The organism is Firmicutes bacterium HGW-Firmicutes-1, assembly GCA_002841625.1.
Lineage (GTDB): Bacteria > Bacillota > Clostridia > Lachnospirales > Vallitaleaceae > HGW-1.
Genome location: PHAG01000009.1, coordinates 123,356 through 149,015, shown reverse-complemented (window position 1 = coordinate 149,015; position 25,660 = coordinate 123,356). Strand labels below are relative to the sequence as shown.

The following is a 25,660-nucleotide window of genomic DNA, read 5'->3' as shown; positions in this document are numbered from 1 at the left end:
AATGATCCGCTTATACAAATTTTCTAATTACTTCTGCTACTCCACTCTCATTGTTCGTTTTTTCGGTCACATAATCAGCAATCTCTTGGACGGATTCTCTTCCATTTTTCATGCAAACACCAACGCCGGCATAGCGAATCATATAAGAATCATTTTCGTTATCACCGATAGCAATCACCTTTTCAGCATCAATCCCTAGGTGCTTTGCTAAATATTCAAGAGCTAATCCTTTATTAGCATGACTGCTTAATACTTCTAGGTAATCTGGCATTGTAAAGAATACAAACACTTCATCCTTATACTTTTCTTGTATTTTCTTTTTCATCCTTATAAGTCTTTCATTGTCACCACAATTATATAAAAGCTTTAGAGAAAATTCTTCCTTTTTTAAATCATCTACTAATACTGCTGTTGTAGCCGAGTGAATTTCGTATTCCTTAATTCTATCATTATATCTTTCTACTTTTATCTCGGTATCATTATAAACGTGGACATCGACATCTTCATTCCTACCAATATCTATTAACCCCATTAGAACTTCTTTTTGTATGGGCTTTCTGAAAATCGTGTCACCGTTTAGGTTCGTCACTACCGATCCATTAAAGCCTACAAAATAATCGGTGACCTCATATCCTTCAACTGCCTCAATAAATTGTTTTGTTGATTTAATCGACCTTCCTGTACAAATAACGATCTTAACACCTTTACTTCTTGCATATTTTAAAGCTTCTTGATTTTCTTCAGTAATACGATAATCCTCTGAAGTCAATAATGTACCATCTAAATCAGTTGCTAATAATTCATATTTCATAATTTTCTCCCGTAAATAATTATTATGTAATTGAAAAGCAGTCTCTAAATACTATACCTCATATATTAGGGATCTCTCAACAGTGAAAATAATTTCACTACGATTATTGATAGGTGAATTTATAAAGGGCTTTGTGTAATTTGTTCTGTTGAACAGTTACACAAGCCCTTTATTTATTTGGGTATAATAGGTTTCTTATACCTTAGCCTGCTGTAATTTTATTAAGCTTTTGCGCCATTTCTAAGCTTATATAAGGTATATTTATCGATAATTGGGAAATAATCTTAGCAACCATATTAAGTATTACGTAGACAGGAAACATAAATGTATAAGAATGCTGGTTTTATAGCCCTTGGGATTTTATCGATGTCAATAGGGGTAGTTGGGATAATACTTCCATTACTCCCTACAACACCTTTTTTAGTTTTTTCTTCCTATTGTTTTATCAAAGGTTCTTCAAAAATGAGGAAGTGGTTTGAAAGCACATCGTTATATAAAAAACACTTAGTTCAATTAAAAGAAAAAAGAGGTTTAACTTTAAAAACGAAGCTTAGAATTCTATTGCCTTTTTATTGTATACTCCTTTATCTGATGGCTGTTAATGATGTATTCCTTGTAAGGGTTATTATCATAATTCTAATGATCATCAAAACAATCGTATTCATTAGAATAAAAACACTCTCAATTGATGAGAACAACAGTTAAGAATTAGTAAATTCATTTTTGTATTTTGAAAGGTGGTTATCTTTTGAATTATTATGGTATCATAGTTGGTTTTTTAGCTTTTTTTATCATTGGTATATTTCATCCCATTGTTATAAAAAGCGAGTATTATTTTGGGAAAAAATGTTGGCCTGTTTTTTTAATATTTGGATTCGCTGCTATTTTTTTCTCTCTTTTAATAAAAGATACTATTAAATCAACCATTATCGGCATTATCGGTTTTACATCTTTATGGGCTATTCATGAAATCTATGAACAAGAACAACGAGTAGTAAGGGGCTGGTTTCCTAAAAATCCTAATAGATAGTAGATAAGCCCTTTCTATTATATGATACCGATATCATGAAAAGCTTTCATATAAATGATTGAAATTAGTCGTAAAAAGTGTTATACTAGCAACGGTAAACTCAAAAGAATGTCTTTACTACATAATAATCAATTGCTAAATTTCGATTGGGAAAATTATATATTGAAGAGCCTATTCTTATAGGCTCTTTTTTAGTGATATAGAGAGGTCATAATATGATAAAAATTAACAACTTATCCTACTCATTTCCGCAAAAGGATCTTTATAATAAGATTTCATTTACATTAGAAGATAGTCAACATTGTGCTTTTATAGGATCAAGTGGCAGTGGAAAAAGTACACTGGTAGATATTATTATCGATCCAGAAAGATATATGTTCGATGGAAAATTAGAGATGGACCCAAATTGTAGTATTGGATATGTAAGTCAGTTCTCACAACTAGACAAAACAAAAGAAACTACAGTTTTCGAATATATAGGGGAAGAATTTATTAAGCTACAAAATGAAATAGCATCTATTTGTACTGAAATGGAAATATCTTCGGATATTGATTCTTTACTAGAAAAGTACCAACAAGCTTTTGATGCATTTGATGCAATGGGTGGAAATGATTTCGAAAGCAATATCAATAAAAAATTGAATTTAGCAAATCTAATCAAGCAGGAAAACCTAAAGGTATCTGAACTTAGTGGTGGGGAATTCAAACTTATTCAAGTGATTAAGGAAATGCTTCATAATCCAGAATTATTGATTATGGATGAACCCGATGTGTTTTTAGACTTTGAAAACCTGAATGCTCTTAAAAATCTAATTAATTCACACAAAGGAATATTGCTAATTATTACGCACAACAGATATCTATTGAACCATTGTTTTAATAAAATTATTCATCTTGAAAACATGGAGCTCCAAGAGTTTGATGGAAGATATATTGATTATAACTTCTCATTACTTCAAAGCAAAATTGAGTCACAAGAACTTGCTATTGCTGATGATGAAGAAATTGAGAGAAATGAGCTCTTAATCCATAAACTAAGGTCTATAGCAACTCATAATTCTGAAGCTGCTAGAGGGAAATCTCTAAAAGCTAGAGTTAAAGTTCAAGAAAGATTAGAAGCGCGTAGAATTAAAGCGCCCTTTGTAGATATTAAACAACCGGATATCAGTTTCGTTACTGATCATTCCATTGCAGAAACCATTGCTTTAAAAGTTACTGATTACAGTGTTGCCTTTGATGATATGCTTCTAGAAAATATTAACTTTGAGATTAAATCCAATGATAAAGTAGCCCTTATTGGTTCAAATGGTACCGGGAAAACGACTTTACTCCGAGAAATATTTAAAAACAATCATCCTTCTATTGAAATAAATAAAGATATTGTTGTGGCTTATTTATCTCAGCTTCAAGGTGAAATACTAAATGAGTCTAATACAATACTTAATGAGTTCCTAGGTGCCCAGTTCAAAACTTATGAAGAGATTAGATCCTATATTTCAAATTATGGCTTTGAGGCCGAAATCCTTAATCAAAAGATAGGCTCTTTATCTGGTGGAGAAAAAAACATGCTTCAATTGGCTAAAATTTCTGCTAGTAAAGCAAACCTGTTACTTCTTGATGAACCGATTAGTCATTTAGATACCTATTCACAAATAGCACTGGAAAAAGCCATCGAAAACTATAAAGGTGCAATTCTAATGATCTCTCATGATTTTTATTCTATAGTAAACTGTATGGATTTTGTTTTAATCATTGAAGAGAAGACGATTAGAAAAATGAGTATACGAAAATTCAGAAAGATGATTTATGCTAATCATTTTGATAGAGACTATTTAGAAATTGAACAAAAGAAAAAATCAGTTGAAACCAAAATAGAATTGGCTTTAAAAGATACTGATTTAGAGCTTGCAAAAGTTTACGCTGCAGAATTAGAAGAACTGATTAAGTTACTTTAAATCGTGTTTACTTTTCAAGTATGGTCGCTCTTTTCACAGCACTATACCCATGTTTCTTTCTAATTTCATCTACCATATAATCTAGTTTATTGGTACTAATCTCTTGATTGAAAAGCGATAATTGTTGGATTTCCTCATTGTCAAAATTTGAGACTGTAACACCCAACAATCGAATCGGTTTATTAAATTGATTGGCTATCATAAGTTCTCTTACCACCTGATAAATACGGTCTGTTGAGTCTGTCATTACATCAATGGTTTTAGCTCGCGTAATCACAGTAAAATCAAAAAACTTAACCTTAATACCAATGGTTTTCCCTTTGAGGTTCTTCTTTCTCAATCTATACGCTACTTTATCCGATAAAACCAATAATTCCCTGCAAATATCTTTAAGTTGAGTCAAATCCTTCGGAAAAGTTAATTCATTGCTCACACTTTTTACACCTTCACTTACAGGTTCTACCAATGAATCATCAATCCCATTTGCATGTAAAATCATCATTTGTGCAGTACTGTTACCAAAATGACTGATTAGAACATCCATCGGAATTTTAGCTAAGTGCCCAATGGTCTTTACTCCTATTTGATTTAGCTTTATAACCGATTTCTTTCCAACACCATAGAGATCAGAAACCTTCAAAGGCCATAATTTTTCTTGAACCTCATGGGGGTAGATGGTGGTAATTCCCATAGGCTTTTTATAATCGGATGCCATTTTCGCTAGTAGCTTATTAGAGGAAATCCCCACTGAACATGGCAATTCCAATTCTTGTAAAATCCGCAGCTGAATGATCTCGGCTACCTGTAAAATATTCCCGAATAAGCTTTCCGTTCCTGTCATATCCAAAAAAGCTTCATCAATAGATACTTGTTCCATTGCGGGTGTATATTGGTCAAAAATTGCCATCACTTGCTTGGACATTTTTTCATAAAGTCCTCCAGAGGGCTTTATGAAAGTTGCATTTGGACATAGCTTAGCCGCCTCATGTAATGCCATCGTTGTTTTCACGCCACAATGTTTAGCATCGTAACTTGCAGCCAAAACAATACCAGTGCGTTTATAAGGATCCCCACCTACTATAAGTGGTGTTTTTCTAAGCTCTGGATTCACAGCTTGCTCACATGAGGCAAAAAATGCATTCATATCTATATGTAGTATTTGACTTTTGTAACTTAGATTCACCTTGATCACATCACATATCCGTTATTTTTTTGCATGATTCATTTAGCATTTGGAATATTAATATCTCTAATTATTATTTCTTCGAATTACTAATATCCTTCTCTACTTTATCTATGCTTTCAATAAGATCAGCTTCAACCTCGAGTTATTTCTTTTATTAATTTTATCATACATTTCACAACACATCAAGAACATTTGTTCCGGTAACCTTCTCGTCTTTCTTTACCATTAAGTTCTCATAGCGTAATTTCGAATTTACTTATTTGGGTATAATTGGTTTCTTATAAATCCCCTTTGAAGTAAAATATATGATTAATCTTCGCCTTTGTTTCATAGCTAAAAATAACATGTCCATCTTTAGTAAGTTTCATTTGTATGGAGAAAAAGCCGCTTTATTATATTCTTTTGTAGTTGTTTGGGTGCCTTCTGAATCAGTCCTGTACCCGTTCCACTTCCACCTAATTTATAGGTGATTTCACCAAGTGCCATTCCTTTATAAGCAGCAGCACCTAGACTTTTGAGTAGTGGATCTTTTGATTTAGGATACTAAGCATTAGAATCAACTGGTACGATAGAAGCTACGAAAAAAACACTATACTCTAATGAATAAGAATAAAGTGTTTTAGGTTAAACATAATTTGTTAATCTTGATATCCAGATAATTCTTGCTGCGCAGAACCAAGTAAATCTATGGCTTGTTGAATCTTGTTTTTGTTATCTGGCTTTTCTGCAGAATTAAGTGCTTGTTGTAGTGTGTTAACAGTAGTTTGTACAGATGTCAAACTTTGATCTACGTATTGTTTAGCTTTTCCTGCCACTTGAGACACCTCCTTTATTATATAATCAAAAGTAGTATCTGTACAAATCAGAAAAAGTATTCAAAATATACTTCTATAGTTCATTTCATAATATTTTTGGAATTAAAACTGTAACTTTGGTTCCAACTCCCTCTTCACTTTCAATTTCCAAACCACTTTTTTCATTAAACGTCAGCATTAATCTTGTATGAATATTCTTAAGACCATAACCACTTTCCTGTTTACTGTCATACTCCATCAAATGTTTAAGTTGTTCTTCGTTCATTCCAACTCCATTATCCTCAACAATAATCTGAATCTGATTATTTTCTATTTCATTACAGGTAATATGTACAAAGCCAATTTTACTTTCTTTAAATAAGATACCATGTAATACAGCATTTTCAACAATTGGCTGAAGTGTGATTTTAGGAATCATATACCCTTTCAATCGATCATCACACTCAATTTTAAAATCCACTACATTTTGTAGTCTATAATTTTGAATTTCCATATATAAGCTCACATGCTTTAACTCATCTGATATCGGAATAACATGATTGCCTTTACTTAAGCTAAGCTTATAAAAGGTAGATAACGATTTTGTAATCTTCCTAATTTCTTCACCTCTATTATCATAAGACATCCAATTAATCATATCCATGGTATTGTATAAAAAATGAGGATTAATTTGTGCCTGCAATAACTCTAATTCTGCACTTTTAATACTTTGCCCAAGTTTATATTGTTCTTGTCCTAAGGTCGCTATACGCTTTACCATATAATTATAGCTTGAAGCTAACTCACCAATCTCATCTGTTCGATCGCCTTCTTCGTTATAGGCATCAAATACATTTTCAGTAGCCATTTTCATTTTGTTTGAAAGCTTACTAAGTCGTTTTGTAATTCTATAGCTTAGGAAAATAGAAAAGCCTAATGCAATAGGTATAATGATGATTAGAAATGCAACCATGAGTCGACTTAAATTACTAACTTCTCTAAATATGTCCTCAGATGGTATAACGGTTACTATGGTCCAATCCGTATCTTTTATGGTTCTTGTACGAACATAGGTCGCTTGATCATTTATGGTCAGAATTCTCCAATCCTCTACACCATCTAAAGCTTTTATATCTGCTAAAGATAAACGATACGTCCCTAATAATTCAAAATCTGTAGCACTAACAATACGATCATCACGATTACGTATATAAGTGAGACTTCCACTAACGGAATTTGATTTAGACAGAATATCTTGAATGCTCTTTTCCAGAAAGTCTATGCGTAAATACCCAATCACTTCAATATAATTGGTTGAACTTGTTATGCGTCTTGCAACAGATAAAATAACCCCTTCATTTTTTTTGGGGTCATTATAAAAAGCAGGCGGTACCATAAAAACCCTTGACCCAGCACCTGTTAATTGACTATACCACTTTGCTTGCACAGCATTACTAATAGAACTAATATCGTCATCCTCATTAGAATGCAGCAATTCATCTCGAACATAAATACAAATATTATGAATATCTTTGTCATCTTGAAAAGAACTAAGGTAAGCTCTTAAATAATTAAGATCTTCATGTTTACCTGCAGTTGTATTATTTGTTATATCTCTTTGAAGAATATTTTTCACATCTAAATTAACCGCAATATTGTCAGATACATTGATAATCTTATCAATCTTATAGGACAAATATTCCGTTCCTTGATTAAAAGCTTGCGTCGCAGAGTAAATGATTCGATTTTCTAATATCTCAGAAATTTCTTGAAAAGTTAGTTTTCCAAAAACACTTAGAGGCAACACAATAAATATCAAATAAGAGATTAACAACTTGTTTTTTAGTTTTAGATTTCTAAAATATTTAATCATAGGCAAGCTTCCTCAATAGGTTTCTGTAAATTTACACTACGTATTTTTTACGATACTCAGTAGGTGTGCACAATGCATTTTTTTTAAATACTTTAGAAAAATAATCACTGTCTCCATAGCCCACTTGGCTTGCCACATCTTCAATTCTTAAGGTAAAATCCTTGAGCAATGCTTTTGATTTTTCTACTCGATAATTTGTTATGTATTTATTAATGGTTTGATTCGTTTCTTTCTTAAATACCGCGCATAAATAAGGGTTAGAAACACCCAATTCCTGTGCGATTGAATCAATAGATAAGGTCATATCATCATAATGTAGTTGAACATACTGTTTCACTCTTAAGGCCATAGAATTCATAACGCTTTGCTCCTTCAGAGTATCAAAATAATGACGCGTTTTATCAAGAAGATACTTTTCGAGTTCCTTAAGGCTGACCATAGATGCAATTGCATCCCAAGTCAAATGCTCTTGCTGATCTTGATTGGAAACATCCATAAAATGATCTACAATTTGAGCTAATTGAAAGTAAATGTCTTTAATCATATTTTTTGTTGAATCTGTATTAACTTGAATATTCTTTGTAAGCTGCTTTACAAAGAGAACACATTCTGTTGGCTCAGCTTTCTCAAGTAATTTATTAAAATCACCTAATAATTCAGCTTTATATTTATAACTACTACTAAGATGTTTCTGTTCGTACACAGCTACTAGCTTACCTTCTTTATAAAATAGTCTTTCCAAGGTTATCGCAGCACTTAGGTAGGATTGATATGCATCACTAGCTTTCGTCACTAGCTTGCCAATGGCTATGCTAGGTTTGCAAAATTCCTGTAAAGCGTCATATATACCTTCAAATATACCCTTAAGTCGATTTGGAGATAAAATAATTTGATCATTTTTACTGGCTATCAAATTAATAACAATCATATTCCCTTTGTAATGCCATACCTTATAACAATTGAGTGGCTGAAAATAATTCTTTAGAATAAGATTTGCTTTATTCTTTGAGGTATCTAGCTCATAGGGATCTAAATGTCCTTTTGTATATTGGGTTACTATGATTGAAATATAACTTCCCGTTGTATATAACTCATATCCTAGCGCTTCTGCCTTTTCATTTAGCTCAGACAGATTTACTTTATTATTTATTAATAAGGCTGATAATTGACTTTTGAGTACATCACGATTATCAAGCACCAATTGATTCATTTTAGAAGACATATTTTTGAATTTAAGATACTGCATTAGATCTTCGACAGCATTTTTAACGGCTGCCTTCATTTCGTCGAGATCAATTGGTTTTTCAATATAACTAATCGCATTTAACTTAATAGCACTTCGATAATAATCAAGATCCGTATAAGCACTCATAAAAATAATCCGACAGCTCGGCAATATTTTTTTTAGTTCAAATGCAAAAGTCATGCCATCCATTCTCGGCATTTTAATATCTGAAATAACAATATCTGGTTTGAATACTTTAGCTACTTCCAATGCCCTTAATCCATCATCGGCCTCTTCAATAGCTTCTATATCAAATATTTTAAAATCAATTTGTCCAATAATACCTTTTCTCGTGATAAACTCGTCATCAACAATTAATAATTTGAACATATATTTGCCATCCTTTTATCTTGTTCCGTTTAGGAGTATGGAGATATTATATTTCCAACCATCATTATTACTGGTGAATTTCTTTTATTTTATTTAAATATGCCCTAAAACCCACTTGTTCCATCTGTGAAATATAAGAATTATTATCGCTACCCCTGTATTCATATACCCCTAAAGACAATGGATACCCATACGTTTGCTGAACCAATTCTAGCTTTAATAGATCCAACTTTTGTAAATTCATACTAGTTGCCACCATTGATGACTTTACATCCTCTAACTGATTAAATGGAATAATGTTAGGACTTTCAAAGTGATAAGGCAACCTAAATTGGTCTGTTGTGCACCAAATATTATTATTATAAATAGGGTATTTATAACTATCTACTGTTGGTATGTAAAATCCATCTTGTGATATCGAATAATGAATACCTTCAATGCCATAATTCAATAATTGAAATAATGTCTCATTGGTTCTTAGTTGTTCTACGAACATAAGCGACTTCGCAGCATATTGGGAACCATTTTTAATTGCTATTCCATTATGTATTGGTTCATAATAATTTTTTAATTTTTTATCACCCATCGTTACGATAATCGGCTCGTATTCCGGATGTATATTAAGAACTTCTCTTTTTAAATTTTCCATATCAAAAACATTTCCGATTGCGATGGCTGAACTTCCCTCACGGAAGCTATCATTAAGGACAATCTTCTTACTAGAGGCATTGTCTGGGATGTAGCTATAATCCTTCCATAGTTTAATCGTATATAAATACTCTTTAAAATATGAGGTTTCTGGTAGCCATACTACTTTGTTTTCTTCGTTAAATTGATTCATTCCAATCCAATAACTATCATAAATAGTTATATCATGTGGTTGGGTGCATAATAATTGAATTAGATCGAATCCACTTAGACCAACATCAAAAGGAACTATATTCTCTTCATTGTTTTTTATAAGCTGCATATAATGCTCTAATTCGTCAATCGTTGTTATACTCTTTAGTCCATATTCTTTGGCAAGGTCACCTCTTAGAAGTAGAACTGTAGAATTTTCTAGATGGGCTCTTGATGGGACAGCATAAATCATCTGATTGACTCTAACGTTGTCGAGTTCAGAAAGAAATAACTGAGGTGTACACTTTCTAAGCATATCTTCTGTTAAATTCATATAGGCATATTTAGTAGCAAAAGTATTATAATGATAAGGATATACGGAAATCAAATCAAAATCTGCTCCACCTGCAAAAATGGTTTGATAGTCAATCGAAACATCCTTTTCACTCATAAATTCAACTGTTAATTGAACTCCTATGAGTTCGTTTAATAAAGTATTGGCTTTCGTTAATATAAGCTCAAAATCTAAAGGTCGCTCACCAATAACATAAAACTTTAATGGAATCAATTCATCAAGCTTTGTCAAAACCTTTTGATTCAGCTTAATGCTATTTTCATCTTGTTTTTGATTAACTTGGATCGGTGGTGGTGTACTTTTATATGTTTGATTATAAATACTAATAATCGATGTAGTAAAAAGCAGGGTCATGATTGCAGCCATTAAAATTTTGATGATGAAATCATATGAATGTGATTGCTTCATAAGTGAATTCCTCTTTGTTATTTTGATTAGGATGGATTCATTAATACATAACTCTTTCTTGTCCTTTAACTTCCTTAACATTATTATATCATAAGAAAATCGGCTGCGCCCCATTAAAATCTTAATTTCCACGTTATTATCCCATCAACAAATGATAAAATCCCCAAAAGGGGATTTTATCATTTGAAAGGAAATTGCAAATTTCTATAAATATATTATTTAATTTCTGTTAAATTATCTTTTCTAGCAACTGTAACGCCTGTGTCCACATCTTTAGGATTAATTGCTTCGCCATTAATGATTTTAACAGCTGCTTTAACACCTTCATTACCCATTACATATGGATTTTGAACCATTGATGCCTTGATAGCACCTTTTTCAATTAAGCCTTTCACATCAGCTGAAAAGTCAAAACCTACAACACTAATGGAATCACTCTTACCTGATTGGTCTACTGCATTACCAACACCTACAGTTGCTCCTTCGTTACAAGCATAAAATCCAACTAAATCAGGATATTGAGTCATAAAGTCTGTTGCATAATTCAAAGCTTTTTGTTTGTCACCATCAGAGTATTGAACACCAACGATTTCAATATTTGGATAATCAGCTTTGATTTTTGCTGCGAAATCATTTTCGCGTGTCATTGTAGTACCAGCTCCAGCTTGTGCATTAATGATTGCAATTTTACCTTTTTCACCAATTAAAGTTGCCAATTCTACTGCTGCTGTTTCTGCTGCTGCACCATTGTTTGTTGAGAAGAATGCATCATATTGATCTGTATTCACACCAGAGTCAACAAATATGACAGGAATTCCTGCTGCTTTTGCTTTTTCAACTACTGGTTTTAAAGCTTCTTTGTCTAATGCTGCTAACATAATCGCATCAGATTTGTTCACAATTGCATTTTCAACCAACTGTGCTTGAACGGTTGCATCTACTTTTGTTTGAGGTGCATCGAAAATAATCTTTACATTACCAAGTTCTGCTGCTGCATCTTCAGCACCATTTTTAACTTTAAGCCAATGCTCGTCCATTGAATCCATTGTAATTAATGTTATTGTTAGTTGTTTTGCTGCTCCCCCATCAGTTGTTTCTTCTGCTGGTGGCGTGGTTGTTTCAGCTGGTTTTTCGCTACAACCTACCATAGATAATACCATAATCATTGCTAACCCCAATACAAATAACTTTTTCATAGTTCATATCCTCCTATTTAATCTTTATTTTAATAGACTTCGCTAATAAAATACACTGGTAAATTAGTCATTGTGTCTAATTTTATCAAAAAACACTGCTGCTACAATCACTACACCAATCACTATTTGTTGAATAAATGGTGAAATACCCATTAAATTCAGGCCGTTCCTTAAAACACTTATGATAAATGCACCAATGACTGTTCCAGCTATCGTTCCTTCCCCGCCCATAGTACTTGCGCCTCCGATTACCGATGCTGCTACTGCATCTAACTCATAACCCATCCCTGCAGTAGGTGGTGCTGAAATAATACGTGCTGCCATAACCAATCCTGCAACTCCAGCTAAAATTGCACTGAACATATATACTTTAATTAAGGCCATGCTTGAATTAACACCTGAAAGTCTAGCCGCTTCTGCATTGCTGCCTAATGCATAGGTATATCTACCCGTTTTGGTTTTAGCTAATATGAATCCAAAAATAATAATAAATATAATCATTATGTATATAGGATTAGGGATTCCGAATGTCTTACTAATACCAATAGCATTGAAACTCTCTGGCAATCCACTAATTGGAATCCCCTTAGTTAATGTAAGTGTAATCCCTCTAACTGCTGTCATTGTGCCCAGTGTAACTATGAATGGTGGTAGTTTTCCATAGGAAACTAATACACCATTGGTGATCCCAACAATTGCTGCAGATATAAGACCCGCTAAAATGGCAATTGGAACCGGTACACCGGCTTTCATCAGCATTGCTGTCATGATACCTGCTAAGGCAATGTTAGATCCAATGGATAAATCAATACCGCCTGAAATGAGTACAAAGGTTTGCCCAATTGCAATCAATAAAATCGGTGTTGTTTGAACTGCTACATTTAATAAATTTCCAGTTGTTACAAAGTTACGATTCCCTATACCAAATATCACCAACAAAACGACTAACCCGCTAAGTGTTGATATGAATTGCTTTACACTTCGAGATAAAGTGATGCCCTTCTTAATTGTTCCCTCCTGCGCGCTCATTAACTTACCTCCGTTGATTCATATTGGGTTGCATAAAAGAGTATTTCTTCTTGGTTTGTTTCTTCTGTCTTAAGCTCAGCTCTTAAGTTACCGTTACACATAACCAGTACCCTATCAGATAATCCTAACACCTCAGGTAATTCAGATGAAACATATATCACAGCTATGCCTTGTTCCTTCAATTGATTCATTAAATTATAGATTTCAATTTTAGCAGCTACATCGATACCACGTGTAGGTTCATCAAAGAAGATAACCTTAGCATCTCTAGCAAGCCACTTCCCAACGACGATTTTTTGTTGATTGCCACCGCTAAGATTTTTTACGAGTTGCTCTTGGGAGGGAGTTCGTATGCCTAACTTTTCAATAATCTTAGCGGTAAGATGTGCTTCCTTCTGGGGATGAATCACATCTAAAGTGGCAGTCATATCTAAATTAGGTAGGGTGATGTTATGTTTAACTGACATTTTAATGCATAAACCATCTTTCTTACGATCTTCTGGTACACAGTAAATGCCATGACGAATTGCATCTCTCGGGGATTTAATCGTAATGGCCTCTCCATTCAAATAAATCTCACCGCTGTTTTTTTTATCAGCACCAAAAATGGCTCGCACTAGTTCTGATCTTCCAGCACCCATGAGCCCGGCAAAGGCAACAATTTCACCTTTTTTCACGCTAAAATGAACTGATTTCACACCATTAGGTGTAGAAAAATTCTTAACAGAAAATACTTCCTCTCCAATTTCACAATGCACCTTGGGGAATTTATCTTTGATTTCTCTTCCTACCATATGGGAAATTACTTGTGGTAATAACTCTTGCTTATAATCCATTGTTGTAATATATTGACCATCCCTTAATATGGTAACTCGATCGACGATATGAACGAGTTCTTCTAAGCGATGGGATATGTATATGATTCCTTTGTTTTGTGCTTTTAAATGATTTATAATCCTAAATAATTCATCAATCTCTTTTTCTGTTAATGCAGACGTTGGTTCATCCATTATAATGATATCTGCATCAATCGATAATGCTTTGGATATTTCTACCATTTGTTGTTTAGATACTTGTAACGAACCGACAATGTCCGTTGGTTGTATATCTAGGTTCAAAGAGTCTAATATGACTTTTGCTTTATTATTCGTTTCTTTCTTACGTAGAATTCCAACCCTTGTTTCTTCTCTTGTTAAAAAAATATTTTCTGCAACAGTAAGATGTCTACATAAGTTTAATTCCTGATGAATAATTGCAATGCCAAAGCTTTCTGCCTCTTTAGGAGTTGAAAAATGAACTTCTTGTCCTTTTATCTTTATTGATCCTTCATCTTTTTGGATAACCCCAGACAAAATTTTCATTAATGTAGATTTTCCTGCACCGTTTTCACCTAATAGTCCAACAACTTCACCAGGCTTCAAGGTTAAATTTACATGATCCAATGCTTTAACACCTGGAAAGGATTTGCTTATTCCTGTTAGTTCTACTAAATAATTGTCCATCTTACCCCTTCCTATTCTGTGAATTAGTCTTTATAGTTTTCATTCATAGAATATCATGTCTTGGCTAACTTCTAACAGAAAAATATTCATTTTTACTGTCAATTATTAAGATTACATTTTCAAATTACCAAAGATACTCTCCACGTCAATATAACAAACCCTTCTCTTCTCTTTAGGTCAAGGTTAAAACCTCCGCATTCGCTACGGTTTCGTAACCGAATACAATCTTCGCTTGCACATCGGAGGGGGCTTGAACCCCACCGTTGTTGGAATTAGTTCCCCCACTTAAGAAGTGGGGGAACTAATTCCATTCGGTTAAATAAAAAACAGCTCTAGCAAATTCCTTCATGCATAGAACTGTTTATCAAAAGATTATGTAAATATGCCATACTGAGGCAATAGTTCATGTTTAATATAAAAGCTATGATAGGCTAACGCATCGTGAAAATACTTCCAGTTACTTATCTCAAAGTATGGTTTCTTATCATATAGCTCAAAAAAGTCAATTTGAGTAACTTCAACTGCTTCCCTGAACCACTCACGATCATCATAATAAACATTGGAAGAAAACCCAAAGTAATTATTCTTGATCTCCTCATGCCATTTTTGCTGACAGTCATCAATGGAACCTTTATAGGATAACATCCTATCTAATTTACTTTTTATTTGTTCCCATTTCTTTGGCTTATTAGGAAAAAGATTAGGTATCACCGGGTAAACCTCTTCTGTCAAATAAGAATATATGTGATATGCTGCATCAATAAATTTCTCAGTATTATTATTCTCTATTTGTTCATTGCTTTTATGTCCTGAATATTTCCATTGAAGATAGGATGTATCTGGCGCCTCTAATGCTTGTCCATGGGAAATAGGTGGAACCAATGGAGCAATAAAATTTTTCAATAGGCCCACATCCTCATTGATATACGTTAAGTTCGATATTTCATTTTGCTTTTTCAATAATCCTACAAAATTGTGATGCGACCATGTATCAGCATAAACATGAAGCGTAACCCCAAGTCTATACATTCCAAAGGGTTTGTCTAATGTTTTCAAGGTATCCTTTAGCAATTCCAATGCAATCAGACTATTCTTTTTACAAATGAGTCTATCCTCAAATTCATCCCCCTCAGCACATGGCAAAAAGTGAAATGGTAACAATATATCGTATCCTACCTTCTTGCTAAAGAATTTAAAATCAAGGTACTTATGTGCAGACATTGTTTGTTGATATCTACCTCCACTTGTAAAATTCAATTCATGCCCATATTTTGTATCATCTGTATGTTGGGACGAATAGGCTACCTTTTTACTGCAAGCAGAATCCATTCCAGCTAAGCAACATAGCGTATAAATAGTATAATAATGAAAATCAACAAACATACGATACCTCCTTCATTTGTGTCATTTGATCCTTATTGGTTGCATATTGTGGTAATTGCATAATTCTGATAAAATAGATATCGCTATACAAATTTTTATTGAAGATAGGAGTATCATGAAAGCCTATAAACTCATTTATAATGAATTCACCATACCTTATGAGGTCCAACGTAAAAATGTTAAAAACATTAATATTCGAATAAAACCCAATGGAATTGTTTATGTTTCTGCTCATAAAAATGTATCCCAATCTTATATCGAATCAGTATTAAAAAACAAAGCTGATTGGATTATTCAGAGCATTCTTCAATTTCAAGAAAAGGATAATCTTAAACCTAAATCAAATGGCTTCATCACTGGTGACCAACTATATTACTTAGGCCAACTTTATCCAATCAAAGTCATTGAGTGTCTTCAAGAAGAAATTGTTCTTCATAAGAATATACTACAATTTCATGTAAAGGATGAAATGAATACAATGAAAAAACAAAACCTCTATCAAACGTGGTTAAGAGAGCAAGCAACTGTAATTTTTCAAGAGCTATTAAATCAAGAATGGATAAAGGTGAATCCCTACATAACAAAGTTACCGATATTAAAGATTAGAAAAATGAAATCCCGATGGGGAACTTGCTTTACCACCAAAAATACAATCCAACTCAATTTAGAACTTATCAAAAAACCTCTTGAGGCAATTGAATATGTGATCTTGCATGAATTAGCTCATTTTGTACATCCAAATCATAGCAAAGATTTTTATGCTTTTGTTCAAAACTATATGCCCGATTGGAAACAAAGAAGAGCCTTGCTCAAATGATACACTAATTAAAACTCTACTCTCCAATAATTTTAACAAGCACTCGTTTTTGTCGCTTACCATCATACTCGCCATAAAAGATTTGTTCCCAAGTCCCAAAATCTAACTTGCCATTTGTTATCGCAACAACCACTTCTCTCCCCATCAATTGCCTTTTTAAATGGGCATCCGCATTGTCTTCATAACCATTGTGTTTATATTGGCTATGGGGTTTTTCAGGTGCTAATACTTCTAACCATTTTTCAAAGTCTTGATGTAATCCTGATTCATCATCATTTATAAAAACACTTGCTGTAATGTTCATCGCATTTGCAAGTACAAGACCTTCTTTAACCCCACTTTCATGAATACATTGTTGAACCTGCTGGGTAATATTTACATACCCTCTTCTTGTTGGAATATTAAAATTCAATTCTTTTCTGTAAGACTTCATGCAATATTACCTCCCTTTTTTTCTTATATAGCTTAAATAGCCAATGTTACTAACCCTCCGTATTCGGTTTAAATATCTTACCAAGTAAAACATATTCCTATAGCTTTAGGTCCTAAATGAGCTCCAATGACTGGACCTAAATCATCTATGTTTATATGCGCATGCGCAAACTTTGAAGACAGTATATGTTTTATCTGTTCTGCTTCTTCCAGGGCAGATATTTGGCAAATACTTATTATTTTCACATCCATTGGAATATTTGAAACCATCATATCAATTGCCTTACTTTTCCCTCTTGCCTTACCTACTGGAACAAGTTTCCCTTCTACAAGGGCAATGATAGGTTTAATATTGAGAATCGAACCAATAAAGGCCTGAATATCTGTTAATCTTCCACCTTTTTTTAGATAATCTAAGGTATCCACTGTTAAATTAATACTCATCCTACTCTTTTCTTCATTGATTATTTTTACAATCTCTTCTCTCGGTTTTCCTTCTTCTGATAATTCTTTTGCTCGCTCTACTAGGATTCTAAGGTTAGATGCAGTTGTTTCTGAATCAATTACCGATATACGATTTTCATCAACCATCTTTGCTGCAACAGATGCACTATTATAAGTTCCACTCAGTTTTGAGGAGATTACGATTACTATGACTTCCTTGTCACAGGCAAGTGCTTTTTCATAAACACTTTTAAATGCTTCAGCCGAAGGTTGAGATGTAGTGGGGAAATCTTTTGAGGTCATTAAAGCTTCAAAGAAGTCATTAAACTCTCCTGGAAATCCTTCATTTGTTACCGTACCGTTGAAGTAAACGGATAATGGTACTATTTCAATTTCTTTCTCTATCGCCTGTTCTCGTAGCATATAAGCTGTGCTGTCTGTAACTATTTGGATATTGGACATTATTGTTTCTCCTTATTTATGATTGGCATACATTTATTTGTTGAGTTCTAACAAATTGATCATTAAAGTTATTATAAAGCAACTTATGGTACTAATCAAGATATTAGCACCGTTGGCGTTCCAATTATTAAAAAAATTTTAATGACCAAAATAATTTATGATTTCACCTCTTGACTTTGACCTTAGGTAAAGCTTTATACTTCCTAATAAGCAACTAAATAATCAGGAATAGGAGGTAAAATATGTTTGAAAATAACCAGCCAATTGTTTTAACTGTTCAAAGACTCTCAAAATCATATAAGGACCTACAGGCTGTTAAAGATCTAAATCTAGAGATCCAAAAAGGCGAAATTTTCGGTTTGCTTGGGCATAATGGTGCAGGAAAATCAACAACCATTGAATGTATTTTAGGAACAAAGGATTATGAAGAAGGATCCATACAATTACTTGATATGGATCCTAAAAAGGATCGAAAGAAATTATTCGAAAAAGTGGGCGTTCAATTCCAACAAGGACATTATCAAGACAGGCTTAAGGTAAAAGAAATTTGCGAATTAACTTCCAGTTTTTATACCCACACTCTGGATTGGAAGGAACTTCTAACTACCTTATCCTTAAAAGATAAATACAGTCATTTCATCTCAGAATTATCTGGTGGTGAAAAGCAAAAGTTATCCATCCTTCTAGCGTTTATTCATGAGCCAGAGATCGTATTTCTAGATGAATTAACCACTGGCTTAGATCCTAAAGCACGTAGAGAAATCTGGAAGTATATTGAAATGTTAAGAGATCAAGGTGTCACAGTTTTTTTAACTTCACATTACATGGATGAAGTTGAATATCTTTGTGACCGCATATGCATCTTGAAAAATGGGATCTCCACCATACTTGACACTCCTGATAGAGTGATTACCACAAGTGGTCAACGCACCCTTGAAGAAGCTTATTTGTTTTTTACTGAACAGGAGGTATGTAAAATATGAAATCTTTAAAAGCACTTTTAAAAACTGAAATGTTACTGGCTTCAAGAGAATTTTCAGCAATTTTCTTTGGAGTCTTGTTTCCAATGGCTATGGCACTATTGCTAGGATTCATAAATGGAGATCAACTAGCCTATGGAGGTGCGGTCTTTACTAAAAATCAGCAAGCTTTTGGGGCGCTCATATCTATTGGTATTTGTGCTTGTGGTCTTATGGGTTTACCTCTTAATCTAGCAGATTATAGACATAAACACATATTAAAAAGATTTAAAGTGACTCCTATCAGCCCGCTACAGCTTCTATTAGCACAAATTATGATTAGCCTATTCATTGCAATTGTGTCAGCTATTGGAGTCTGGCTTGTGCTAAAGGTTTTTTTTGGATACCATATGATTGGATCTATTTTCCACTTTATTTTAGCTTACTTCCTACTTACATTTGCAATTTTCTCTCTTGGTGGAATGATTGCAAGCCTTGCTCCTAATATGAAAACAGCTAATTTTACCTGTACGATAATTTACTTTCCAATGCTCTTTTTATCAGGAGCAACAATACCCTATGAAATATTACCTAAAAGTCTGCAAACTGTGTCCAATGTATTACCACTAACTCAAGGGATTAAACTATTAAAGGGCGTTTCTTTAGGTCAGCCGATTGATCATCTAGTAATCTCCATTCTTCTTTTAATTGTTGTCGGAGTTGTTAGCTTAAGTCTTTCCGTTAAATTCTTTCGTTGGGATTAGATATAGTAGTTGACATTGCCCCTAGGGTAAGCTTTATACTGTTCTTAACTAAGGAAATAGGACGGTGATTTCATGTTCTCTATAGGGACGTTTTCAAACATTAATAAAATTACAACTAAAACACTCAGACACTATGATGAGATTGGACTTCTTAAACCTGAATTTGTTGATCCATTCACTGGTTATCGATATTATACGTCGGATCAGTTGCCCAGATTGCATAAAATCATAACTTTAAAGCAAATGGGGCTTGCTCTCAATGACATTAAAGCAAGTCTCAATAATCCAGAGTCACTGGAGCTGTTTTTAAAACTCAAGGAACAGGATATTTTAAATCAAATCGGTGAAGAACAGTCTAAACTGATGCAAATACGAAGTTATTTCAATTTAATGAAAGGAGCTGAATTTTCTATGTATACTACAGTTATTAAACCACTTCCGGAAGTCATCGTGGCTTCAATGCGCCAGATTGTCCCTAGCTATGATACGTTTTTTGATTTGTGTCCAAATGTGATGGCAAAAGAAATGGAAAATGTAGGTTGTGTATGCGCTGTTCCCGAGTATTGCTTTAATATTTATCATGATGGTGAGTATAAGGAACATGATATTGATGTGGAGATCTGTGAAGCGATTTCAGAGATGAAGAAAGATACGGAGATTCTTAAGTTTAAAGTTATCCCCGAAGTACCACTAGCAGCATGTGCACTTCATAAGGGACCCTATGAAACCTTAAGGGATGCATACTCTTATATTTTTAAATGGATCGAAGAAAATCAATATGATATTCTTGATTTTCCTCGAGAGTCTTTTATCGATGGTATTTGGAATAAGGAAAGTAATGAAGATTGGTTGACTGAGATTCAAGTGCCTGTAAAAGTTAAGGTGTAGGGATAGCGAGAGATGGTATGAATTTGTACCATCTTTTTTCTTTGCTTTAGGTTATCATCAATAGGACTAAATATCCTCATATACCTGTATCAAACACCTAATTGCTTCTTCATCGACTTCACTTTCCAATGCATTAATCCAACATATAGTACATTTAACAATTGGACATTGATCAAGATTCTTTAAACCAATATCCGATGGGCAGCTTCTAATTAGTACTTTTGCAAGTTTGTCAACAGACAATCCTCGTATGTATTCTATACCAATTATAGCCTTCACCCCCAATTACAACTACGCATATAAACAATGCATTCAATTCCAATGCAAAGTTTTAGGTTTATAAGAGCTCGTATTATTCAGTATTTCACTAATTCGTCTAAGGAACACCCAATACCCTTTGCTATTTTACAAAGTGTTGACACCTTAGCATCAGTATTATTATTCTCAATGTTAGAAAGTGTAGATTTTGCTATACCGCATTTTTTTTCTAAATCTCTTAAAGACAAATCTTTTTTCAAACGTATTTCTTTCACAATAATTCGAATTGTCATTTTTATCATCCTACCTAATCACATGTGATAATTGTGTAATTTACAGGCAATGGTAACCGTCGACTAAATGTCCTATTAAAATATACCATTTCATAAAATAATACACTAATAATGGTTCATGAGGGCGAACCACATATTTTATTATCGGATAATTTCTTTTATAACTAAAATGTTATTAGAACATATTTTAGTCTGTGCAATATTAAATAATAAAAACAGGTATAAATTGTGAAAACAATTCTTATTTATCAGTTCTTAAGCTTTGAATGAATACGCGATAATTGAAGCTGGAGATGTTTTTATGGATATGGATTAGTGTTAAGAAATAGAGTTGTTATTTGCTTTTGAGGATACCTATACCCCAATTAAAAGAACAGGTGCGCTCATTTGCTCACCTGTTCTCTTTTGTAATAACAAAAAACACCGCCCCACATTAAAGTATAGTTCACAACATTTTTAGCAAGCATACAATGACAGCGCAACTATATACATAAACGCAGTGAAAACAAGAGCTAGTCAGTACTATAAAGAATATTCTGCTTTAAATTACTGACTATTTTAATTTATATATGATTAGCTCTTCTTTTTCTTTCTTACAAAAATATATACTACTCCCAGGCATATAACTAGTCCAGTCACTGCCGGCTTAATAATTGAAGCTCCTGATTCGCCTGCGAAAACCAAGCTCCAAATAACTTTCAGTACAGCTGCACCAATAATTACTGCAACTCCATATTTTAACTTTCTCTTCCAAAATGCAATTATTAGTAAATACATAAACAAAGGTATCGATAAACTTAGGAATATCTTTTGAAAATTCCAATCACCAAAAGTATATTCCTTCTCAAAGGCTAAAAATTCTTCTACAGCAGGTGAAACTTCTACTGGCGTATTGAACCAAAACATACTAGTGAAAAGTGCAAATATTGTTATTGATATGCCGCTCCAATTCTTCTTATAGGCAAACCAACAAATAGGAATTATAAACAATGGTCTTATATACCAACTCAAAATATTTTGATGTCTACTATATGCCCAATCAACAAACTCTTGATTCGTTAAAAATAGCACTAAAAAGCCTAGGGTAAAAATCAAAAAAATGATAGCAATTTTCTTATCGTTTTTCTGTAAAAAAAGCTTCATAATCCAACCCCTCCGATCATTCAATCTAGTTTGATTTCATTCCATTTATCAAGATATCAAGCAATTGATCCACCCATTCATACATTTCTTCTTCATGTAATCCTATTGTTTCTATTTCAAAATTCTTTAGCATCTCATCAAGAACTGCTTGATTTAAAGTCATAAACATTTGAACACAGGCTTTTGTATTAAGCTTATTGTCAATATCACCCTTTAACTTTGCCGCTTCCACTAACCCTGTAAAAAAGCTTTCTCCTGATTCATTTGCTCCTTGCAAAATTTCTTTTTTAAGTTTTTCGTTGGTTTCCTTTGCAAATTGATTCCCTACCGCTGCAAACTGAGGATGCATAGAAGCAAATTGTATACCTTTTCTAAAAAGCATCTTAACGAGTTCAAATATTGACAGTTCCTTTGAAATCTCCGCTTCCTTAGTAAAAAAACAGATTTTTTCATTGGTAGCTAACATTAAAATATATTTGTATAAATCCAGTTTATCTTCAAAATATTGATAAATGCTTCCCTTAGGTATTTTAGTTATCTTAACGATGTTATTTAGGCTACTATCATGATACGAATGGCTTCCAAACTCAGCCAAAGCTGCATTTATAATAGTACTTTTCTTTTCTTCTGATAGTTTTTCGAAAGATTTCTTCGGCAATCGTATCATCTCCTAGTCAATATTTATACAAGTTATGACCACCTGGTCGCATCTCTAATTCAATTATACGACCACCCAGTCGCAAAGTCAATACCCAATAACTTAATAAAGCCAATCAAGGTAATTAATAAAAACCTCAACTAGCTCTATCTTAGTTAATTCAATGTAATTTAATATATAATTTGAATCTACCATCGGTAAGTCAAATTTATTAAAATGACTGTTATGTTTTCTTTGTTAGCAGGTATAAACTATCTGATTATTTACAGTGACTACTCATTAATACGCTCATTCCAACTAACTTCAACAAATTCATACGCATCTTTAACAAATATTGCTTGATAGGCCTTGTTTCTACCTGAATTTTTTGCTTTATATAGTGCTAAATCTGCATATTTTATCAGCGTATCGACGTTACCAACATCTCCAAATGGTATGGATAAGAACCCAATTGAACATCTTGTTTGGATGGTCATACCATTTGATAAATGAAATCCCTGCTTTTCAATACAGCTTCCAACATTCTGAACAAACTCACTTATAAAATTATATTGTGTTGATTTCAGAATGATTAAGAATTCTTCTCCACCCCAACGCAATACATCATCACTTTCCCTAACATAATCTTTAAGTAGCTTCGCAACTTCTACTAAAACCAAGTCCCCAACATCATGTCCATATGTATCATTTATTTCTTTAAAATGATCTATATCCATCAGTATAATACCATAATTTGAAATAGTGATATCCTGAGCACGTTTTTCTCTAAATGAATCGCCTGAGATGTGACCAAGAAATTTTCGAATATCCTTAATGCAAATCTTGTTATAATAGTATCTATTATGTAGCCCCGTCATTGCATCTGTCATTGTAATCTCTTCTAGTCTATCTTGCAGAAGGTATTCCTTCTTACCTTGATATTCTAAAAGATAGGAAACACATATACCTGCAAAATTTGATGCTCCCATATAGAACGAATTTGCAATAAATATAGGAAAGGGTGTTTTTAAAATATGCCACTCAACTAATACATAAGAAATATATAAGCTTGTTCCAACAATGGTTCCATACACGAATCTTATTCTTAAAAAAGCATATATATACAAAAAATATGGAACCAATCCTGCATAGCTTCGAGATATTTCTGGGTGATCACGACCGACAATAGCCATTCCAATAATACCTGCACCTGAAACAAAAATAGTAAATACATTAATCCATTGTGCATACTTTGGATACTTACTCCAATAAGTTAGAATAAAAGATATAAAGATAATGGGTATAACAATATATAAACGAATTTTGAGAAAGGCTAGTAATAATGAATTAAACAGATAATAATCAACAATGCAAAAGCTTAAATATATAGTAACACCTAAAATAATTGCTAATCTAAACCACAAAAGAGAACTAGAGATACAATTATATTGATATGACCTTTCCTTTTCTGAGTCTTTAATTCGAAGAGTCATTGGTGACATTTGATTGCTAAAATTAATATTCATACGCTTATGACTCCTTTTAGGATTTGTCTTTAAAGAGCATGAAAATCATGCATTTAATCCGTTACCTTAATGCATTGCTACAATCACATTTTAGCATGGTCACTCTTCAGTTACAAGTTTTATGTAACTAAAATGATACTTACAGTAAATAGCAATGGTTTAATGGTCCATTTCCCCTTCCCAAGTTAAGTTGCGCTTTTAACGCACCTGTAATATATCCTTTAGCCTTCGCAATACTTTTTTCAATAGTATGTCCATTAGCAAGATTACATGCTATTGAAGAAGATAGCGTACATCCAGTTCCATGCGTGTTGGCATTATCAATCTTTACTCCCTCAAACCAGATAGCTTCTCCATCTTTAAATAGTAAGTCATCTGCTGCATGCTCCAAATGTCCTCCTTTAATCAATACCCACCCTTTTATATTTTTAGATATCATCTCTGCTGCCAGTAACATATCCTGTGTAGTTGATATTGTTAATAATCCAGATAGATATTTTGCCTCATCAATATTAGGAGTAATGATATTTGCTAAGGGTAAAAGCTTTGTTATTAGAATTGACATCGCATCTTTACTCATTAATGCATGCCCACTGGTAGAAAACATCACTGGATCAATTACGATGTTTTTGGCATTATAATCTACAAGTTTTTTAGCAATTACTTCAATTATCTCAATTGAGGATACCATGCCAATTTTTATTGCATCTGGATATATATCATTGAAAATACAGTCTAATTGCTTTTCAACTAATTCAGTGGTAACTTCCATAACTCCATAAATACCTGTGGTATTTTGAGCTGTTAATGCGGTAATCGCACTCATTGCATACATTTTATGAGCTGTAATCGTCTTAATATCTGCTTGAATACCAGCGCCACCACTACAATCAGATCCAGCTATTGTCAGAACTTTTTTCATAATTTGCTATTCTCCTAAATTATAATATGAATTCGAATAATCTTTTACTCAATGTTACAAAACCGCCGCATTGGTTATATAATTCTCAAATGATAAAAGGGATATACCAAACACAGTATATCCCTTTAAAATTCATTT

24 protein-coding genes are annotated in these 25,660 nt (G+C 33.1%); 7 read left to right on the top strand and 17 right to left on the bottom strand.

What is annotated here, in order from left to right; genetic code table 11:
- Positions 1 to 10: 10 nt before the first annotated feature.
- On the bottom strand, positions 11 to 811 hold the full coding sequence (locus CVU84_11735) for a hypothetical protein (protein PKM94125.1): 801 nt from the start codon (positions 809 to 811) through the stop codon (positions 11 to 13).
- Positions 812 to 1,135: 324 nt separating this feature from the next.
- On the opposite strand from CVU84_11735, the gene CVU84_11730 reads away from it, so the two are divergent.
- From CVU84_11730 to CVU84_11720, 3 genes are all read left to right on the top strand, one after another.
- Positions 1,136 to 1,516: a DUF454 domain-containing protein gene (locus CVU84_11730; GenBank protein PKM94124.1), complete on the top strand. Its 381-nt coding sequence runs from the start codon at positions 1,136 to 1,138 to the stop codon at positions 1,514 to 1,516.
- Positions 1,517 to 1,559: 43 nt separating this feature from the next.
- Positions 1,560 to 1,841 carry a DUF4491 domain-containing protein gene (locus tag CVU84_11725; protein ID PKM94123.1) on the top strand — a complete coding sequence of 94 codons (282 nt, stop codon included), beginning with the start codon at positions 1,560 to 1,562 and terminating at the stop codon, positions 1,839 to 1,841.
- Between the two features lie 215 nt (positions 1,842 to 2,056).
- Complete coding sequence (locus tag CVU84_11720; GenBank protein PKM94122.1) at positions 2,057 to 3,796, top strand: ABC transporter ATP-binding protein; 1,740 nt, start codon at positions 2,057 to 2,059, stop codon at positions 3,794 to 3,796.
- A 7-nt stretch (positions 3,797 to 3,803) separates the two neighbouring features.
- On the opposite strand, the gene CVU84_11715 is transcribed toward CVU84_11720, so the two are convergent.
- The 8 genes from CVU84_11715 to CVU84_11680 form a co-directional block, all read right to left on the bottom strand.
- Positions 3,804 to 4,988, bottom strand: a complete 1,185-nt coding sequence (locus tag CVU84_11715; protein ID PKM94121.1) for a DNA polymerase IV — start codon at positions 4,986 to 4,988, stop codon at positions 3,804 to 3,806.
- A gap of 894 nt (positions 4,989 to 5,882) precedes the next feature.
- Positions 5,883 to 7,649 carry a hypothetical protein gene (locus tag CVU84_11710; protein ID PKM94120.1) on the bottom strand — a complete coding sequence of 589 codons (1,767 nt, stop codon included), beginning with the start codon at positions 7,647 to 7,649 and terminating at the stop codon, positions 5,883 to 5,885.
- Positions 7,650 to 7,680: 31 nt separating this feature from the next.
- Positions 7,681 to 9,264 carry a hypothetical protein gene (locus CVU84_11705; GenBank protein PKM94119.1) on the bottom strand — a complete coding sequence of 528 codons (1,584 nt, stop codon included), beginning with the start codon at positions 9,262 to 9,264 and terminating at the stop codon, positions 7,681 to 7,683.
- Between the two features lie 67 nt (positions 9,265 to 9,331).
- Entirely contained in the window at positions 9,332 to 10,867 is a 1,536-nt protein-coding gene (locus CVU84_11700) for a hypothetical protein (protein ID PKM94118.1), read from the bottom strand.
- Between the two features lie 215 nt (positions 10,868 to 11,082).
- Entirely contained in the window at positions 11,083 to 12,063 is a 981-nt protein-coding gene (locus CVU84_11695) for a sugar ABC transporter substrate-binding protein (protein ID PKM94117.1), read from the bottom strand.
- 63 nt (positions 12,064 to 12,126) lie between these two features.
- Positions 12,127 to 13,092 carry a ribose ABC transporter permease gene (locus tag CVU84_11690; GenBank protein ID PKM94116.1) on the bottom strand — a complete coding sequence of 322 codons (966 nt, stop codon included), beginning with the start codon at positions 13,090 to 13,092 and terminating at the stop codon, positions 12,127 to 12,129.
- A complete protein-coding gene (locus CVU84_11685) occupies positions 13,092 to 14,594 on the bottom strand; it encodes a D-xylose ABC transporter ATP-binding protein (GenBank protein PKM94115.1) in 1,503 nt (500 codons plus the stop codon). Before CVU84_11685 ends, CVU84_11690 begins: the two co-directional genes overlap by 1 nt.
- A 372-nt stretch (positions 14,595 to 14,966) precedes the next feature.
- A complete protein-coding gene (locus CVU84_11680; GenBank protein ID PKM94114.1) occupies positions 14,967 to 15,977 on the bottom strand; it encodes a hypothetical protein in 1,011 nt (336 codons plus the stop codon).
- A 115-nt stretch (positions 15,978 to 16,092) separates the two neighbouring features.
- Here CVU84_11680 and CVU84_11675 point away from each other — a divergent pair, with 115 nt between their 5' ends.
- Positions 16,093 to 16,794, top strand: a complete 702-nt coding sequence (locus tag CVU84_11675; protein ID PKM94113.1) for a hypothetical protein — start codon at positions 16,093 to 16,095, stop codon at positions 16,792 to 16,794.
- A gap of 16 nt (positions 16,795 to 16,810) precedes the next feature.
- Here CVU84_11675 and CVU84_11670 read toward each other — a convergent pair whose 3' ends face one another.
- Complete coding sequence (locus tag CVU84_11670; GenBank protein PKM94112.1) at positions 16,811 to 17,227, bottom strand: secondary thiamine-phosphate synthase enzyme; 417 nt, start codon at positions 17,225 to 17,227, stop codon at positions 16,811 to 16,813.
- Between the two features lie 77 nt (positions 17,228 to 17,304).
- Positions 17,305 to 18,132, bottom strand: coding sequence for a DegV family protein (locus CVU84_11665; protein ID PKM94111.1), 828 nt, complete (start codon positions 18,130 to 18,132; stop codon positions 17,305 to 17,307).
- Between the two features lie 242 nt (positions 18,133 to 18,374).
- Between CVU84_11665 and CVU84_11660 the strand changes: the two genes are divergently transcribed.
- The 3 genes from CVU84_11660 to CVU84_11650 all read left to right on the top strand — a co-directional run bounded on the left by CVU84_11660 (position 18,375) and on the right by CVU84_11650 (position 20,743).
- A complete protein-coding gene (locus CVU84_11660) occupies positions 18,375 to 19,115 on the top strand; it encodes an ABC transporter ATP-binding protein (protein ID PKM94110.1) in 741 nt (246 codons plus the stop codon).
- On the top strand, positions 19,112 to 19,855 hold the full coding sequence (locus CVU84_11655; protein PKM94109.1) for an ABC transporter permease: 744 nt from the start codon (positions 19,112 to 19,114) through the stop codon (positions 19,853 to 19,855). Before CVU84_11660 ends, CVU84_11655 begins: the two co-directional genes overlap by 4 nt.
- A 72-nt stretch (positions 19,856 to 19,927) precedes the next feature.
- Positions 19,928 to 20,743 carry a MerR family transcriptional regulator gene (locus tag CVU84_11650; GenBank protein PKM94108.1) on the top strand — a complete coding sequence of 272 codons (816 nt, stop codon included), beginning with the start codon at positions 19,928 to 19,930 and terminating at the stop codon, positions 20,741 to 20,743.
- A gap of 66 nt (positions 20,744 to 20,809) precedes the next feature.
- Here CVU84_11650 and CVU84_11645 read toward each other — a convergent pair whose 3' ends face one another.
- The 6 genes from CVU84_11645 to thiD all read right to left on the bottom strand — a co-directional run bounded on the left by CVU84_11645 (position 20,810) and on the right by thiD (position 25,522).
- Positions 20,810 to 21,028 carry a hypothetical protein gene (locus CVU84_11645; GenBank protein PKM94107.1) on the bottom strand — a complete coding sequence of 73 codons (219 nt, stop codon included), beginning with the start codon at positions 21,026 to 21,028 and terminating at the stop codon, positions 20,810 to 20,812.
- Between the two features lie 71 nt (positions 21,029 to 21,099).
- A complete protein-coding gene (locus tag CVU84_11640; GenBank protein ID PKM94106.1) occupies positions 21,100 to 21,303 on the bottom strand; it encodes an XRE family transcriptional regulator in 204 nt (67 codons plus the stop codon).
- 564 nt (positions 21,304 to 21,867) lie between these two features.
- Complete coding sequence (locus CVU84_11635) at positions 21,868 to 22,437, bottom strand: hypothetical protein (GenBank protein PKM94105.1); 570 nt, start codon at positions 22,435 to 22,437, stop codon at positions 21,868 to 21,870.
- Between the two features lie 25 nt (positions 22,438 to 22,462).
- Positions 22,463 to 23,104, bottom strand: a complete 642-nt coding sequence (locus CVU84_11630) for a TetR/AcrR family transcriptional regulator (GenBank protein ID PKM94104.1) — start codon at positions 23,102 to 23,104, stop codon at positions 22,463 to 22,465.
- A gap of 263 nt (positions 23,105 to 23,367) precedes the next feature.
- Positions 23,368 to 24,600, bottom strand: a complete 1,233-nt coding sequence (locus tag CVU84_11625; GenBank protein ID PKM94103.1) for a hypothetical protein — start codon at positions 24,598 to 24,600, stop codon at positions 23,368 to 23,370.
- Between the two features lie 139 nt (positions 24,601 to 24,739).
- Complete coding sequence (thiD, locus tag CVU84_11620) at positions 24,740 to 25,522, bottom strand: bifunctional hydroxymethylpyrimidine kinase/phosphomethylpyrimidine kinase (protein ID PKM94102.1); 783 nt, start codon at positions 25,520 to 25,522, stop codon at positions 24,740 to 24,742.
- Positions 25,523 to 25,660: the final 138 nt, after the last annotated feature.